The organism is Streptomyces sp. NPDC058239 (assembly GCF_042882185.1).
Taxonomy (GTDB): domain Bacteria; phylum Actinomycetota; class Actinomycetes; order Streptomycetales; family Streptomycetaceae; genus Streptomyces.
Window position 1 is genome coordinate 174,583 of the sequence record NZ_JBHVWS010000007.1, and the last position, 16,464, is coordinate 191,046.

Genomic DNA, 16,464 nt, shown 5'->3' on the forward strand with positions numbered 1-16,464 from the left:
GTGATTACACACCACCCGCGCTTGTACACGCAGCTGTTGCTAGACACCCGACACGGCCATGTCTTGGCGTTCGGGGCAGTCGTCCAAGCCCGGCCCCTGGCCTAGGACGTGACGTCGAGCGGCCGCAGGAAGCGGCGCTCGTACCGCTTGATGCAGCGGGTGCTGCGAGCCAGTTCGAAGGCATCCTGGCACTCCGGGTCGGACATGCTGTCCGTGCGGTACTGCTCGTATGCGGCGAGGCTGGGAAAGGAGAAGAGGGCGTAGGCGATGTCGCTGTCGCCCTCACTCGGCAGGAAGTAGCCGTGGTGCGTCCCGCCGAAACGGTTGACGAGCCCGACCCAGCGGCGCCCGTATTCCTCGAAGTCCGCAAGCTTGTCGGCGTCGATCTCGTATTTCAGATGAATGGTGATCACGCCCACATAATGCTGCATTCCGGTTCGGGCTCGAAGGCGGCCCATGTGCCCCGAGTCCCGAGCCTCGGTCGGCCTGGCCTGGATGCTTTCCTTTTGGTGGGTATCCGAGAAATAAGTGGGTTCTTGGCGGGTGCATCCGCCGCGATGACCATGGTGCGTATGACCACGCATACGAACAGCTCGCCCACACCTGTCACCGTCATCGGCCTCGGCGCCATGGGCCGGGCACTCGCCGGCGCCCTCCTGGAAGCCGGCCACCGCACCACCGTCTGGAACCGCTCCCCGGGCAAGGGGGAAGAGCTTGTCGCCCGGGGAGCGGTCCGGGCCGGATCGGCCGAAGAGGCCGTACGGGCAAGTGAGTTGGTGGTCGTCTGCGTCGTCGACCACGAGGCCTCGCAGCAGATCCTGGACCCGCTGACGGAAGCGCTCGCCGGACGCGTCCTTGTCGACCTCACCTCGGACACCCCGGACCGTGCCCGAACCTCCGCGGCCTGGGCGGAGGACCGTTCGCTGGAGTATCTGGCGGGCGCGATCATGGTGCCGGTCGAGGTGATCGGCGGGCCGGAGGCGCTGATCTTCTACGCCGGGTCGCAGTCCGCGTACGACAGGTACGGGGCCGTGCTCAAGGCGCTCGGCGCCAATGCCCCGTTCCTGGGGCCGGATCACGCCCTCGCGGCCGCGTACGACATGGCGATGCTGGACTTCTTCTACGGCAGCATCGCGGGGCTGGTCCACTCCTTCGCCCTCGCCGCGGCCGAGAACATTCCCGCTGCCGCCATCGCCCCGTATCTGCGGACCATCGTGAACATCCTGCCGCCCATCGTGGCCGGGACAGCGGCCGACATCGACGCGAAGGCGTACGACGGCGCGGGTGCCAACCTCGCCATGATGACCGCGAGTGTCGATCACCTGCTGCACGCGTCCCGCAGCAGGGGGCTGGACACATCCCAGCTGGAGGCGATCAAGGCCGTCTGTGACCGTGCGATCGCCAAGGGGCACGGCGCCGATTCGTGGGCGAGCACGGTCGAGGCGCTCGGCGGCTGAGCGGGCATGGTGCGGGGCCCGCGGCCCGGAGCCGGCCGCGGGCCCCGAGGGTGGACTCAGACCGGCTTCAGCCAGACCGTCGCCAGCGGCGGCAGCGTCAGCAGGATGCTGCCGGGCCGGCCGTGCGCGGCCACCGAATCGGGCTTCAGCGGCCCGGGATGGTGTACGTCGCTGCCGCCGTACCGCGCGGCGTCCGTGTTGAGAACCTCCGCCCATGCGACCTGATCACCGAGGACGTCCGGGACGCCGATGCGGTAGTCGTGCCGCACCACCGGGGAGAAATTGCTGACGGCGAGAAGCGGCGAGCCGTGCGCGTCGTAGCGCAGGAAGGCGAAGGTGTTGTCCTCAGCCGCACCGCCGTCCACCCAGTCGAAGCCCTCCGGGACGGTGTCGCGCTGCCAGAGCGCGGGGGTGGCGCGGTACACCGCGTTCAGGTCACCGACCAGGGTGCGTACGCCCCGGTGGTCGCTCTCCGCCTCGTACGAAGGGTCGAGCAGCCACCAGTCCGGACCGTGCCCCTCCGACCACTCCGCGCCCTGGGCGAACTCCTGCCCCATGAAGAGGAGTTGCTTGCCGGGATGGGCCCACATGAAGCCGAGGTAAGCCCGGTGGTTGGCGCGACGCTGCCACCAGTCGCCGGGCATCTTGCTGACCAGTGCTTGCTTTCCGTGCACCACCTCGTCGTGCGAGATCGGCAGGACGTAGTTCTCGCTGTACGCGTACACCATCGAGAAGGTCATCTCGTTGTGGTGGTACTTGCGGTGCACCGGCTCCTTCGACACGTACTGCAAGGAGTCGTGCATCCAGCCCATGTTCCACTTCAGCCCGAAGCCGAGCCCGCCGAAACCGTCGGGGCCGACGTGGTGGGTGGCGCGGGTGACGCCGTTCCAGGCGGTGGACTCCTCGGCGATGGTGACGACGCCCGGATTGCGCCGGTAGACGGTTGCGTTCATTTCCTGGAGGAAGGCGACGGCATCCAGGTTCTCCCGGCCGCCGCGCTCGTTCGGGGACCATTCCCCGTCCTCGCGCGAGTAGTCGAGATAGAGCATCGAGGCGACGGCGTCGACCCGCAGCCCATCGATGTGGAACTCCTCGCACCAATAAGTGGCGTTGGCGACAAGGAAGTTGCGCACCTCCTTGCGCCCGTAGTCGAACTCCAGCGTGCCCCAGTCCGGATGCGCCGCCCGTGACGGGTCCGAGTGCTCGTACAGTGGGCGGCCGTCGAACTCCGCGAGCGCCCAGTCGTCGCGCGGGAAGTGCGCGGGCACCCAGTCGACGAGGACGCCGATACCGGCCCGGTGCAGCGCGTCGACGAGGAAACGGAAGTCGTCCGGTGTGCCCATGCGTGACGTCGGGGCGTAGAAACCGGTGACCTGATAGCCCCAGGAACCGCCGAAGGGATGCTCGGAGACCGGCATCAGCTCCACATGGGTGAACCCCAGATCCCTTACGTATGCGGGGAGTTGGGAGGCCAGCTGGCGGTATGTGAGTCCCGGCCGCCAGGACGGAAGATGCACCTCGTACACGGAGAACGGCGCCTCGTGCACCGGTAGGTCCCCGCGGTGCGCCATCCACTCCTGGTCCTGCCACTCATGGTGCGAGGCCGTCACGATCGAGGCGGTGGAGGGCGGTACTTCGGTACGGCGGGCCATCGGGTCGGCGCGTGTGGTGTGCGAACCGTCCGGGCGGCAGATGTCGAACTTGTAGAGCGCCCCCTCCCCGATCGCGGGCAGGAACAGCTCCCACACCCCGCTGGAGCCGAGCGAACGCATCGGGAAGCCGGTGCCGTCCCAGTAGTTGAAGTCCCCGGCGACCCGCACACCGCGGGCATCGGGGGCCCAGACGGTGAACCGGGTCCCCGCGACCCCCTGGTGTTCCATGGGCTGAGCGCCGAGGGCGGTCCACAGCTCCTCGTGGCGTCCCTCGCCGATCAGATGCAGATCGAGATCGCCGAGCGCGGGCAGGAAACGGTACGGATCCTGCACCTCGATCTCGTTGTCCTCGTAGCCGACCAGCAGCTGGTACTCGGGGAGTGAGGGCATCGGCAGCAGCCCGGAGAAGAGGCCGTCGCCGTCGTCGTGCAGTTGCGCCCGCAGCCCCTTGGCGAGCACGGTCACGGACCGCGCGTACGGGCGCAGCACCCGGAAGGTCACACCGCCGCGGACCATGTGGGCGCCGAGCAGGTCGTGCGGGGCATGGTGCTCACCGGCGAGCAGTCGGCCCCGGTCGCCGTCGTCGAGGGGGCGCGCCTGCCGCACTCCCTGGCTGCCGGTGCCCCCGCGGGGACGTGGCGGTGCGGCACCGTCACCGGTTCCGGCGGCTCGCCCGCCCGCCGGCTTCTTCCGCTCGGCCGGGGCCTTCGGTTCCGGGGAGGGCGGGGTGGCCACCTCCGCCGGGGGCGCGGGGGGTGCCGTCTCGGCCGGTGTGAGCACAGGGACTTGGGGGACCTCGGTGGCGGCGGGCGTTTTGCGGGACGGCTTGCGGGCGGTCACAGGGACAGCCTCCTCGGAGGGTGTTGTCGGGGCGGAACAGGACCGGACAGGGCGGAACAGCGGGGACGGACGAGGCAGGGCGGGGCGGACGGGGTGCGGGTGCGACGACGGCGGGTCCGCTGACGGGCGACGGCACCCGGGCCGTCAGTCGGCGACGGTGGCCAGCCGCTGGATCGCCGCCATCGGAACCGGAAGCCAGTCGGGCCGGTGCCGTGCCTCGTACAGCACCTCGTACACCGCCTTGTCGGTCTCGTGGGCGCGCAAGAGCTCCGGTTCGCTGCGCGGGTCGACGCCCGAGGCCTTGGCATACCCCTCGCAGTAGGCGGTCCGGCAGCGTGCCGCCCACTCGGCGTTCCACGGGCGGTGCGAGCGGGCCGCGTAGTCGAAGGAGCGGAGCATGCCGGCGATGTCGCGTACCGGTGGCTGCGGACGGCGGCGCTCGGGCAGGGGTCTGGCCGGCTCGCCCTCGAAGTCGATCAGTGACCAGAAACCGTCGGCCGCGCGCAGCGTCTGGCCGAGATGGAGATCGCCGTGGACCCGCTGGGCCGCCCAGTTGTGACCCCGGTGACCCAGCGCGGCGACCGCGTCGAAGGCGGTACGCAGCCCGGGGACGTACGGCACGAGCGCCGGTACCGCCTGTGCGGCGGCTTCCAGCCGCTGCACCATCGCGGCGGCGAGATGCTCGGTCTGGGAGCGGCGCAGGGCGGGCGTCGGCAGGGCGGCGGCGAGCGCGGTGTGCACCTCGGCGGTGGCCCTGCCGAGCGCGTGGGCCTCGATGGTGAAGTCATGGCCCGAGGCGAGGGCCCGCAGGGCGAGCTGCCAGCCGTCCTCGGCGCCGCGCAGGAACGGCTGCAGGACGCCGAGGGTGAGTGACCCCGGGGCGGTGGCTTCGAACCAGGCGACGGGGGCGGGCACCCGTCCGCAGCCCTCGCGCGCGAGCACGAGCGGCAGTTCCAGATCGGGGTTGGTGCCCGGGAAGATCCGGCGGAAGATCTTGAGGATGTAGGCGTTGCCGTAGACGAGCGAGGTGTTGGACTGCTCGGTGTCGAGCACACGCGGCGCCAGCCCCGCGGCGATGGGGGCGCCGCCCCGGTCGAAGCGCAGCGCGCCGAGGGTGCCGGGGGTACGGAATCGTTCCAGCAGGAGTTCGGCCAGGCGCGGGTCGTGCAGTCCCTCGTAGACGGTGCAGCCGGCAAGCGGTCCTCCGGCCACATGACCGATGAGTGCGGAAGCCAGCCGTGGCGGCAGTGCGGACCTTACGCCGAGCAGCAGTTGGTAACAGTCGTCCGGCGACTGCGCGGGCATGGAGGGCTGGTGGACCCGGACCAGCAGATGGAGCAGTCCGGTCCCGGTGCGGGCGCCGACCGGATCGGTGCCCACCGGCAGTATCTCGGTCGCCGACACCAGCGAGAACGCGGTGATCGGCCGGCCCTTGCCCGCGAACCACCGTTGCCGGGGCAGCCATTCGTGCAGCAGGGGGGCGAGAGACGGGAGCAGGGCTGTGCTGTCAGCCAGGGCGACCCGAGTGGATGCAGCCTCCGACATGGCATCGCGTCCTTTCCCCGGGCACACCACAGGATGCGAAGAGTGTCCCGGATTGCGGCAATAGCTGTCCGGCTGTGCGGGACGTGTCGGGTCAGGATGGTCCGTACGGACTCGACTCGAAGGGATCGAAACGCCAGATGGGGCCCGGAAGGGACCGGAAGTGTTCGATGTGGGGGAGAGTGCCCCGTGCGGGGCGGCGGAAACCGCCCCGCGGTTGGTGGTGGGAAGCGACGTCGGGTCAGTTCGGCGGTGCGTCCTTCCGCAGCCGGAACCAGTAGAACCCGTGCCCCGCGAGAGTCAGCAGGTAGGGCCACTGACCGATGGCGGGGAAGCGCACCCCACCGATCAGCTCCACCGGATGACGCCCGTTGAACGACCGCAGGTCCAGCTCCGTCGGCTGCGCGAACCGCGAGAAGTTGTGCACGCACAGCACGAGATCGTCCCCGTGCTCCCGGGTGAAGGCGAGCACGGCGGGGTTCGACGACGGCAGTTCGTTGAACGAGCCGAGACCGAAGGCATGGTTCTGCTTACGGATCTCGATCATCCGTCGCGTCCAGTGCAGCAGCGACGACGGGGAGGCCATCGCCGCCTCGACATTGGTGACTTGGTAGCCGTAGACCGGGTCCATGATCGTGGGGAGGTAGAGCCGTCCGGGATCACTGGAGGAGAATCCGGCGTTCCGGTCGGGAGTCCACTGCATCGGGGTGCGTACGGCATCCCGGTCGCCCAGCCAGATGTTGTCGCCCATCCCGATCTCGTCCCCGTAGTAGAGGATCGGGGAGCCGGGCAGGGACAGCAGCAGCGCCGTGAACAGCTCGATCTGGTTGCGGTCGTTGTCCAGCAGGGGTGCCAGCCGCCGCCGGATGCCGATGTTGGCCCGCATCCGTGGATCCTTGGCGTACTCCGCGTACATGTAGTCGCGTTCTTCGTCCGTGACCATTTCGAGGGTGAGCTCGTCGTGGTTGCGCAGGAAGATTCCCCACTGACAGTTCTTCGGGATCGCCGGTGTCTTCGCCAGGATCTCGGAGACCGGGTAGCGGCTCTCGCGCCGGACGGCCATGAAGATCCGTGGCATCACAGGGAAGTGGAACGCCATGTGGCACTCGTCGCCGCCGGCCTGGAACTCGCCGAAGTAGTCGACGACGTCCTCCGGCCACTGATTGGCCTCGGCGAGCAGCACGGTGTCCGGATAGTTCGCGTCGATCTCCTTGCGGACCCGCTTCAGGAAGTCGTGCGTCTCCGGGAGGTTCTCGCAGTTGGTGCCCTCCCGTTGGTAGAGATACGGCACGGCGTCCACCCGGAATCCGTCGATGCCGAGGTCCAGCCAGAAGCGCAGCGCGGAGATGATCTCCTCCTGCACCGCCGGGTTCTCGTAGTTGAGATCGGGCTGGTGGGAGAAGAACCGGTGCCAGTAGTACTGCTTGCGCACCGGGTCGAAGGTCCAGTTGGACGTCTCCGTGTCGACGAAGATGATCCGGGCGTCCGGGAACTGCTTGTCGTCGTCGGCCCAGACGTAGTAGTCGCCGTACGGCCCTTCCGGGTCGGTGCGGGACTGCTGGAACCACTCGTGCTGATCGCTCGTGTGGTTCATGACGAAGTCGATGATCACGCGCATCCCGCGCTGGTGCGCGGCGTCGACGAACTCCACGAAGTCGGCCAGATCGCCGAACTCCGGCAGCACGGCGGTGTAGTCGGACACGTCGTAGCCGCCGTCGCGCAGCGGCGACTTGAAGAACGGCGGCAGCCAGAGGCAGTCGACGCCCAGCCACTGCAGATAGTCCAGCTTGGCGGTGATGCCCTTGAGGTCGCCGATGCCGTCGCCGTTGGAGTCCTGGAAGGACCGGACGAGAACCTCGTAGAAAACGGCGCGCTTGAACCAGTCGGGATCGCGGTCCTTGGCCGGGGTGTCCTCGAACAGGTCGTGGACGGGCTCATTGACGATCATGGTGTGGGTGACCCTCCGGTCGGCGGGGACGGTCGCAGGACGACGATGTGCGCGGGCGTGACGCCCGGCTCCAGACGCACATAGAAGGTCCTGCCCCAGTGATAGGTATCGCCGGTGAGCTCGTCGCGCACCGGCACGCTCTCGTGCCAGTCGAGGCCGAGTTGCGGCATGTCCAACGAGACCGTGGCCTCCTGGGTGTGGTGCGGGTCGAGGTTGACGACCACCAGAACGATGTTCGAACCCGAACGCTTGCTGTACGCGATCAGCGCGTCGTTGTCCGCGGAGTGGAAGTGCACATCGCGCAGCTGCTGCAACGCCGGGTGGCGGCGCCTGATGCGGTTGAGCGAAGTGATGAGCGGAGCCAGCGAACGGCCCTCGCGCTCGGCCGACTCCCAGTCCCTGGGCCGGATTTCGTACTTCTCCGAGTCTTTGTACTCCTCGCTGCCGGGCCGGATCGGGGTGTTCTCGCACAGCTCGTACCCCGCGTACACGCCCCAGGTCGGGGAGAGCGTCGCGGCGAGAACGGCCCGCGCCTCGAAGGCCGGACGGCCCCCGTCCTGGAGGTAACCCGGCAGGATGTCAGGGGTGTTCACGAAGAAGTTGGGCCGCATGCAGGAGGCGGATTCGCCCGACAGCTCCGTGACGTACTCGGTGATTTCCTGCCTGGTGTTGCGCCAGGTGAAATACGTGTACGACTGCTGGAAGCCGATGGCGGCGAGCGTCTTCATCATTGCGGGCCGGGTGAATGCCTCGGCCAGGAAGATCACATCCGGGTCGGTCCGGTTGATATCGGCGATCACCTTCTCCCAGAAGATCACCGGTTTGGTGTGTGGATTGTCGACGCGGAAGATCCTTACCCCGTGATCCATCCAGAAGCGCAGAATGCGCAACGTCTCCCTGACCAGGCCGCGCAGATCCTTGTCGAAGGCGATCGGATAGATGTCCTGGTATTTCTTCGGCGGATTCTCCGCGTAGGCGATGGTGCCGTCGGCGCGATGGTGGAACCACTCGGGGTGTTTCTCGACCCAGGGATGGTCGGGAGAACACTGGAGTGCGAAATCCAGCGCGATCTCCATGCGCAGGGTGCGGGCGGTCTCGACGAAATGATCGAAGTCGTCGAGGGTGCCCAGCTCGGGATGGACCGCGTCGTGACCGCCCTCGGCCGAGCCGATCGCCCAGGGCACGCCCACGTCGTGGGGAGCGGGGGACAGCGAGTTGTTGGGGCCCTTGCGGTGGGTGGTTCCGATGGGGTGGACGGGCGGCAGATAGACGACGTCGAAACCCATGGCGGCGACCGCGGGAAGCCGCTCGGCAGCCGTACGGAAGGTGCCGCTGATGATCCTCGCCGGCTGTTCCGCCGCCTTGCCCGGCTTCCCCGCTCTGCCCTTCTTCTTCGCCCCGGCCGGTTCGGCCGGTTCGACCCTGGCGCCCTCCGAGCGGGGGAACAGCTCGTACCAGGAGCCGAACAGGGCCCGCCGGCGCTCGACCAGCAGAGGAAGCGGGCGGGATGCGGTGACCAGTTCGCGCAGCGGGTGACGGTCGAGCGCGGCCTGCGCCTCGGGGGCCAGCGCCGCGGCGAGCCGGGCGGCGGCAGGGCGGGACCCGTCGCGCAGTGCGTCGGCCGCGTCCAGCACCGCCTCGCGCCCGTCCCGCTTGGGTACGCCTGCGGCGGCCCGCTCGTACAGCTCGGCGCCCTCCGCCAGGACGAGCGCGGTGTCGATCCCCGCCGGGATCTTGATCACGGCGTGCCGGCGCCAGGTGGCGACCGGGTCGCTCCAGGCCTCGACCGTATACGTCCAGCGGCCCTCGGAGACCGGGGTGACATCGGCGCCCCAGCGGTCGGTGCCAGGGGCGAGCTCGCGCATCGGCGTCCAGGGACCGGGGCGCCCGCTCGGGTCCAGCAGGACCACATTGGCGGCGACGGCGTCATGACCCTCGCGGAAGACGGTCGCGGTGACCTGGAAGGTCTCTGAGACAACGGCCTTGGCGGGCCTTCTGCCGCAGTCGACGAGGGGACGGACGTCGAGGACGGGAATGCGACCGATCATGGAATCACCTGGGGACTGAGGCTCGGGCTGAACGGGGCGCGCTGCGGCCGCGGAGGGCGAAATGCGCGCACCGCGACCGACGGGGTCCGTCCTTTCTAGCTGCTCCGTTGACGGCTGATGGGGTGTGGGCATGGCCGCTCCTGTCCGCATTCACTCGAATGGCACTCGAATAGCTGGGGTGCGGATGTGTTGCGCGGATGTAAACCGGCTGAACACCGGTCCCGCAGGTGCCTCGCATTCGTGCTGCATTCGGGCGGCATTCGCGTGGTCACGGGATGCACTCGGGCTGTGTACCGGAGAAGCCTTCCCATGCTTCTCGGGGGGCCAATCCGGTGGTGTGTTAACTACTCGGGCGTATCTGTGACGACCTGAATGCGCCGAGCGCCGCCCCGCCTGCGCGGGGCCCGCCGACGCCCCTGTGGACGCCACTGGGCAGCTTTCCCCTTGGTGTGAAGTGCCACAAGACCGAACGAGGGGATGGAATCGGCCATTACCTATGCGGCGGATGTGCCTGGACCGGCCGTTCGGGGCCCCGGAGGCGGATGAGGCGGGAGGTCGCCACGGGGCGGAAACGGGGTGGGCGACCCGGCAGGCGGCACGCGCTGTGAGCCGGTCGCGCGCCGTGGCTGCGGCGTACGGCCACCGTTAACGTCGAGGGTGACGAAGAGGCGCACACCGTGGTGCGTCCCCTCGGATTCGTACGTCCCCTGTAAAGGTGGAATACGTGAAGGCCATTCGTCGATTCACCGTGCGTCCCGTCCTCCCCGATCCCCTTCAACCACTCAGTGACCTCGCCCGTAATCTGCGCTGGTCCTGGCACACGGAGACCCGTGAGCTCTTCCAGGCCGTCGACCCGGAGACCCGGCGGACGGCGGAATGCGACCCCGTGCGGCTGCTCGGTGCCGTATCCGCCGGGCGACTCGCCGAGCTGGCCCTGGACCAGCAGTTCCTGCACCGGCTGACCGAGGTGTCCGCAGACCTCCGGGACTACCTGGACGGTCCCAGGTGGTACCAGGAGCGGCTGGCCCAGGGAGCAGAGCTGCCGGCCGCCGTCGCCTACTTCTCACCCGAGTTCGGCGTGACCGCCGCACTGCCCCAGTACTCCGGCGGGCTGGGCATCCTCGCCGGCGACCATCTCAAGGCCTCCAGTGATCTGGGCGTTCCCCTCATCGCGGTCGGCCTGCTCTACCGGCACGGCTACTTCCGCCAGAGCCTGTCCCGCGACGGCTGGCAGCAGGAGCACTATCCCCTGCTCGATCCGAACGAGCTGCCGCTCACCCTGATCCGCGAAGCCGACGGAACCCCGTGCCGGGTGATCCTCGCCCTTCCCGGTGGCCGTTCCCTGCACGCCCACATCTGGCAGGCCCAGGTGGGACGCGTACCGCTGCTGATGCTCGACTCCGACGTGGAGGAGAACGCGCCGGGCGAACGCGAGGTGACCGACCGGCTGTACGGCGGCGGCAGCGAGCACCGGCTGCTGCAGGAGATGCTCCTCGGCATCGGCGGCGTACGGGCCGTGCGGACGTACTGCCGCCTCACGGGGCATCCGGCGCCCGAGGTGTTCCACACCAACGAGGGGCACGCCGGCTTCCTCGGACTCGAACGCATCCGTGAACTCTCCGGCACCGGGCTGGACTTCGACTCCGCGGTGGAGTCCGTGCGGGCCGGCACGGTCTTCACCACCCACACGCCCGTGCCCGCCGGGATCGACCGGTTCGACCGCGAACTCGTCGCCCGGCACTTCGGGGACGACGGCGAACTCCCGGGAGTGGGTGTCGAACGCATCCTGCAACTGGGCATGGAGACCCACCCCGGCGGTGAGCCCGAGCTCTTCAACATGGCGGTGATGGGGCTGCGGCTCGCCCAGCGGGCCAACGGGGTCTCCACCCTCCACGGGTCGGTCAGCCGCGAGATGTTCGCCGGGCTGTGGCCGGGCTTCGACGCCGCGGAGGTCCCGATCACCTCGGTGACCAACGGGGTCCACGCACCCACCTGGGTCGCGCCCGAGATCCTCCGGCTGCGCAAGGGATACGGCGGCACTCCCGGACGCTGGGACTCCGCCGCCGACGTCCCGGACCGGGAACTCTGGGACCTGCGGCGGGCCCTGCGCGGACAACTGGTCACCGAGGTGCGCGAGCGGCTCTACGCCTCGTGGCGCACCCGGGGCGCGGAAGCGGCCGAACTCGGCTGGATCGACAGCGTGCTGGACCCGGACGTGCTGACGATCGGCTTCGCCAGGCGAGTGCCCTCGTACAAGCGGCTGACGCTGATGCTGCGCGACCGCGACCGGCTGAGGGAACTGCTGCTCCACCCGACCCGCCCGATCCAGATCGTCGTCGCAGGCAAGGCCCACCCCGCCGACGACAGCGGAAAGCGGCTGGTGCGGGAGCTGGTGCGGTTCTCCGACGACCCCCGGGTGCGCCATCGCATCGTGTTCCTGCCGGACTACGGGATGGCCATGGCGCAGAAGCTCTACCCGGGCTGCGACGTCTGGCTCAACAACCCGCTGCGCCCCCTGGAGGCCTGTGGTACGAGCGGCATGAAGGCGGCGCTCAACGGCTGCCTCAATCTCTCGGTCCTCGACGGCTGGTGGGACGAGTGGTTCGAGCCGGACTTCGGATGGGCGATCCCGACGGCCGACGGTCTGGCCGTGGACGAGGACCGCCGTGACGATCTGGAGGCGGGTGCTCTCTACGAGCTGATCGAGGACAGGGTCGCGCCGCGCTTCTACGACCGGGGCGGCGAAGGGCTCCCCGAGCGCTGGATCGAGATGGTCCGCCGCACGCTGGGCACCCTCGGGCCCAAGGTGCTGGCAGGTCGCATGGTGTCCGAGTATGTGGAACGGCTGTACGCGCCCGCCGCGATCGCCCAGCGTGCGCTGGATCCCGGCACGGCCCGTCAGCTCGCCGACTGGAAGGCCAGGGTCCGCGCCGCCTGGCCGCGCGTGGCCGTCGACCATGTGGAGGCCGCGGCGCCCAGTACGGCGGGCGGCTCGGCCGAGCTGGGGTCGACGCTGGTGCTGCGGGTGCGGATCGCCCTCGGGGTGCTGGAGCCGGCCGATGTGGAGGTCCAGGCGGTGGCCGGCCGGGTGGACGCCGCCGACGGGATCTCGGACGCCCAGGTCTTCCCGCTGAAGCCCGCCGGGGGCCAGGACCTGGAGGGCCGCTGGCTGTACGACGGTCCGCTGGCCCTCGATCGCACCGGGCCGTACGGCTACACGGTGCGGGTGCTTCCCGCCCATCCGCTGCTGGCGACCAGCGCGGAACTCGGCCTGGTGGCACTGCCCACGGAGGCGATGGGTGACGGCGCGGGTCTGCTGATGCGCTGACGCACCGTCCTGTGGGGCCCGGCACCTGCGCGGTGCCGGGCCCCTTCGTTATCTGAACCCAACGCCTTGACGTGTCCATGGGATGCCTTTAAGTTCCTCACTCATTGCAGAGTTCACAACTCGATTCGATGTCCACGTCCGTGAACTTCCTTGGCTGTCCGACGAGTTGCTGAACCGCCCCTCGTACCGGAAGGCACCCCACATGCGCACCGGATCTTTTCGGCGAGGCCTCGGTCTCGCCACCGCTCTCGCATCGCTGATCACCGTGGTCTTCATGGCGCCCGCATCGGCGGACAGGGCCGCCCGCGGCGCGCACCCCCCGGCGATGAAGCCCGCCGCGATCGCCGCCCCCGCCTCCTTCACCCACCCCGGCGTCCTCGTCAGCCGCCCCCAACTCGACTTCGTACGAGCGAAGGTGCAGGCCGGTGCGCAGCCCTGGAAGGGTGCGTACGACCAGATGCTGGCCAGCAAGTACGCATCGCTCACCCGCACCGCCAAGCCGCGCGCCGTCGTCGAGTGCGGTTCGTACTCCAACCCCAACTACGGCTGCACCGACGAGCGCGAGGACGCGATCGCCGCCTACACGCTCTCGCTGGCCTGGTACATCGGTCAGGACAGCCGCTACGCCAATAAGGCCGTCGAGATCATGGACGCATGGTCGGCCGTGATCCAGGACCACACCAACAGCAACGCCCCGCTCCAGACCGGCTGGGCCGGTTCCTCCTGGCCGCGCGCCGCCGAGATCATCAAGTACACCTACAGCAGCTGGCCGAACTCCGGCCGCTTCGCGACCATGCTGCGCAACGTCTATCTCCCGAAGGTCATCAACGGCTCCAACAGCAACGGGAACTGGGAGCTGAGCATGACCGAGGCCGCGATCGGCATCGCGGTCTTCCTGGAGGACCGCACCTCCTACGACAAGGCGGTCGCCAAGTTCCGCGGGCGCGTTCCCGCGTACATCTATCTGACCTCCGACGGCGCCCTGCCGAAGACCGCGCCGGGCAGCGGCCTCGACACCCGCGACGAGATCATCAAGTACTGGCAGGGCCAGTCGACCTTCATGGACGGCCTCTCCCAGGAGACCTGCCGCGATCTCACCCACACCGGTTACGGACTCTCCGCCATCTCGCACATCGCCGAGACCAGCCGGATCCAGGGCCAGGACCTCTACCCCGAGATCGCCGACCGTCTGCGCCACGCACTGGGGCTGCACGCCAAGTACCAGCTCGGCGCGGCCGTCCCGGCGTCGCTGTGCGGCGGAACCCTGAAGGACAGCCTGGGCCCGGTCACCGAGGTCGGCTTCAACGCCCTGCACAACCGGATGGGCATCGCCATGACCAATACCCAGACCCTCACCGAGCAGCAGCGGCCCGCCGGGTCCAACAACCTGTTCGTCGCCTGGGAGACCCTGACCCACGCGAACAACCCCAACTGACCCGATCCTGCCGCGAACAGGAAACCGCCCGGGAGGAGCGTGCGCTCCTCCCGGGCGGCTCGGCCGGGTCAGGCCCGGCTCCGGGTTCAGAAGGTCAGCTTGAAGCTGTTGATCTTTCCGGTGTCACCCGAGTAGACGTCCTGGACCTTGAGCTTCCAGGTGCCGTTGGCCACCTCGGAGGAGGCGTTGACCGTGTAGGTCGTCTGGACGTTGTCCGCCGAGTCGGCGGACGAGGAGTTCTTCAGCCGGTAGGCCGTGCCGTCCGGGGCGACGAGGTCGATGACCAGGTCACCGCGCCAGGTGTGGGTGATGTCCACGCCGACCTTCAGGGTGCTGGGCGCGTTGCCCGTGCGGCCGGTGACGTTGACCGAGCTGGTGACGGCCGAGCCGTGGTCCGGGATGGCGACGGCGGTGGTGTTCTCGAAGACCGTGCCGCCGGGGTCGGTGCCGCCGGGGCGCGAGCCGACGTTGATGCCGGCCCAGGCGTCGGCGACGGACTTGTACTCGGCGCTGGTCGTGCCGTACAGCTCACCGGCCGCGGCGAGGGTGCCGGTGCGGGCCGCCGCGTAGTTCGTCGTGGAGGTGAACTTGGTGGTGAGCGCCTTGAACCAGATCAGGGCGGCCTTGTCGCGGCCGATGCCGGTCACCGGCAGACCGTCGGAGGTCGGGGAGTCGTACGAGACGCCGTCGATGACCTTGGCGCCGCTGCCCTCGGAGAGCAGGTAGAAGAAGTGGTTCGCCGGGCCCGAGGAGTAGTGGACGTCGACGTTGCCGATGCCGGAGTACCACGAGTCCTTGGACGCGCCGTCCTTGCTGGGCTTGTCCTGGTAGCGCAGCGGGGTGCCGTCGCCGTTGATGTCGATCTTCTCACCGATGAGGTAGTCGCCCTTGTCGGTGGCGTTGTTGGCGTAGAACTCGACCGCGGTGGCGAAGATGTCGCTGGTCGCCTCGTTGAGGCCACCGGACTCACCGCTGTAGACCAGGTCGGCGGTGGCGGAGGTGACACCGTGAGTCATCTCGTGCGCGGCCACGTCGAGGGAGGTCAGCGGGTTCGCGTTGCCGCTGCCGTCGCCGTACGTCATGCAGAAGCAGCTGTCGTCCCAGAAGGCGTTGACGTAGTTGTTGCCGTAGTGGACGCGGGAGTACGCACCGACGCCGTCGCCCCGGATACCGGTGCGGCCCTGCACGTTCTTGTAGTAGTCCCAGGTCTCGGCCGCGCCGTAGTGCGCGTCCGCGGCCGCCGTCTCGGCGTTCTGCGGGGTGCCGTCGCCCCAGACGTCGTCGGAGCCGGAGAAGAGCGTCCCGGTGCCGGACGTGCCGTGGTTCAGGTTGTACGTCTTGTGGTTGCCGCGGCCCGTGTCGGTCAGCGTGTACGACGGTGCGGTGCCGAGGGTGACCTGGCCGCTGTACTCGGTGTTCCCGGTGCCGTTCTCGATGGCCTGCCACTCGTACAGCTTCGCGCCGGTGGTGGCGTCGGTGATGACGTGCAGCTGGTTCGGGGTGCCGTCCTCCTGGAGCCCGCCGACGACGGTCTCGTAGGCGAGCTGCGGCTTGCCCTGCGCCATCCAGACCACCTTGCGGGGTGCCCGGTCGGCCTCGGTCTTCTTGGAGCCGTCGGCCTTGGCGAGTCCGAGTGCCTGCTTCTCGGCTGCGGCGGGCGCGACATCGGCCGTCGTGTCCACGGCCTTCAGCTGGCCGCTGGTGACCTTGGACGCCTTGGTGACGCCCTCGGTCGCCCCGGACTTGGTCTCCTGGACGACAAGGTCGCCACCGAGCACCGGAAGTCCTGCGAAGGTGCGCTCGTAACGCGTGTGCGTGGTGCCGTCGTTGTCCTGGATGACGTCCTTGACGACGAGCTTTTCCTGAGAGCCGAGACCGAGCTCCTTGGCCGTGGCCGCCTTGGTCGCGTCGGCCTCGCGGATCAGCTCGGCGCGCTTGGACGGGGTGAGCTGCTTGGCCAGGGCACCGTGGTCGGCGCCGGCGGCCGCCGGTACCGCTGCGGTGGCGCTGCCGGGAGTGGCAGTGGCCGTACCGGTCTGGACTCCGACGGCGAGGAGGGCTGCTGCGGCTATCAGAGCGCCGGTCGCGGTGGCACGACGGCTGGGCGTGGATCTCACGCGGACTCCTTCTGCGAGGGGGGTACCGGCGGCAGGGTGAGCCGACGGGGTGAGCGAGAAGTGCGCAGAACGGGGTGAAGAGTGTCAGCCGGAAGAC

General features: G+C 69.1%; 9 protein-coding genes. 3 read left to right on the plus strand and 6 right to left on the minus strand.

The genetic code is table 11. The features are described from left to right. Positions 1–101: 101 nt before the first annotated feature. Complete coding sequence (locus tag ACFVYE_RS11920) at positions 102–413, minus strand: NIPSNAP family protein (protein WP_383972872.1); 312 nt, start codon at positions 411–413, stop codon at positions 102–104. 159 nt (positions 414–572) lie between these two features. Here ACFVYE_RS11920 and ACFVYE_RS11925 point away from each other — a divergent pair, with 159 nt between their 5' ends. Then, positions 573–1,457: an NAD(P)-dependent oxidoreductase gene (locus tag ACFVYE_RS11925; RefSeq protein ID WP_383972870.1), complete on the plus strand. Its 885-nt coding sequence runs from the start codon at positions 573–575 to the stop codon at positions 1,455–1,457. A gap of 56 nt (positions 1,458–1,513) precedes the next feature. On the opposite strand, the gene glgB is transcribed toward ACFVYE_RS11925, so the two are convergent. From glgB to ACFVYE_RS11945, 4 genes are all read right to left on the minus strand, one after another. Further along, positions 1,514–3,949, minus strand: coding sequence for a 1,4-alpha-glucan branching enzyme (gene glgB, locus ACFVYE_RS11930; RefSeq protein ID WP_383972868.1), 2,436 nt, complete (start codon positions 3,947–3,949; stop codon positions 1,514–1,516). A gap of 144 nt (positions 3,950–4,093) precedes the next feature. Next, positions 4,094–5,494, minus strand: coding sequence for a maltokinase (locus ACFVYE_RS11935; protein WP_383972866.1), 1,401 nt, complete (start codon positions 5,492–5,494; stop codon positions 4,094–4,096). Between the two features lie 238 nt (positions 5,495–5,732). Next, the gene (gene treS, locus ACFVYE_RS11940) at positions 5,733–7,439 is read right to left on the minus strand and encodes a maltose alpha-D-glucosyltransferase (RefSeq protein WP_383972863.1); all 1,707 of its coding nucleotides are present in this window, start codon (positions 7,437–7,439) and stop codon (positions 5,733–5,735) included. Beyond that, complete coding sequence (locus ACFVYE_RS11945) at positions 7,436–9,487, minus strand: alpha-1,4-glucan--maltose-1-phosphate maltosyltransferase (RefSeq protein ID WP_383972861.1); 2,052 nt, start codon at positions 9,485–9,487, stop codon at positions 7,436–7,438. Before ACFVYE_RS11945 ends, treS begins: the two co-directional genes overlap by 4 nt. Before the next feature lie 724 nt (positions 9,488–10,211). Here ACFVYE_RS11945 and glgP point away from each other — a divergent pair. Then, complete coding sequence (glgP, locus tag ACFVYE_RS11950; RefSeq protein ID WP_383972859.1) at positions 10,212–12,815, plus strand: alpha-glucan family phosphorylase; 2,604 nt, start codon at positions 10,212–10,214, stop codon at positions 12,813–12,815. A 202-nt stretch (positions 12,816–13,017) separates the two neighbouring features. Continuing rightward, the gene (locus ACFVYE_RS11955; RefSeq protein WP_383979851.1) at positions 13,018–14,250 is read left to right on the plus strand and encodes an alginate lyase family protein; all 1,233 of its coding nucleotides are present in this window, start codon (positions 13,018–13,020) and stop codon (positions 14,248–14,250) included. 86 nt (positions 14,251–14,336) lie between these two features. On the opposite strand, the gene ACFVYE_RS11960 is transcribed toward ACFVYE_RS11955, so the two are convergent. Further along, on the minus strand, positions 14,337–16,367 hold the full coding sequence (locus ACFVYE_RS11960; RefSeq protein ID WP_383973647.1) for a M4 family metallopeptidase: 2,031 nt from the start codon (positions 16,365–16,367) through the stop codon (positions 14,337–14,339). Positions 16,368–16,464 lie beyond the last annotated feature (97 nt).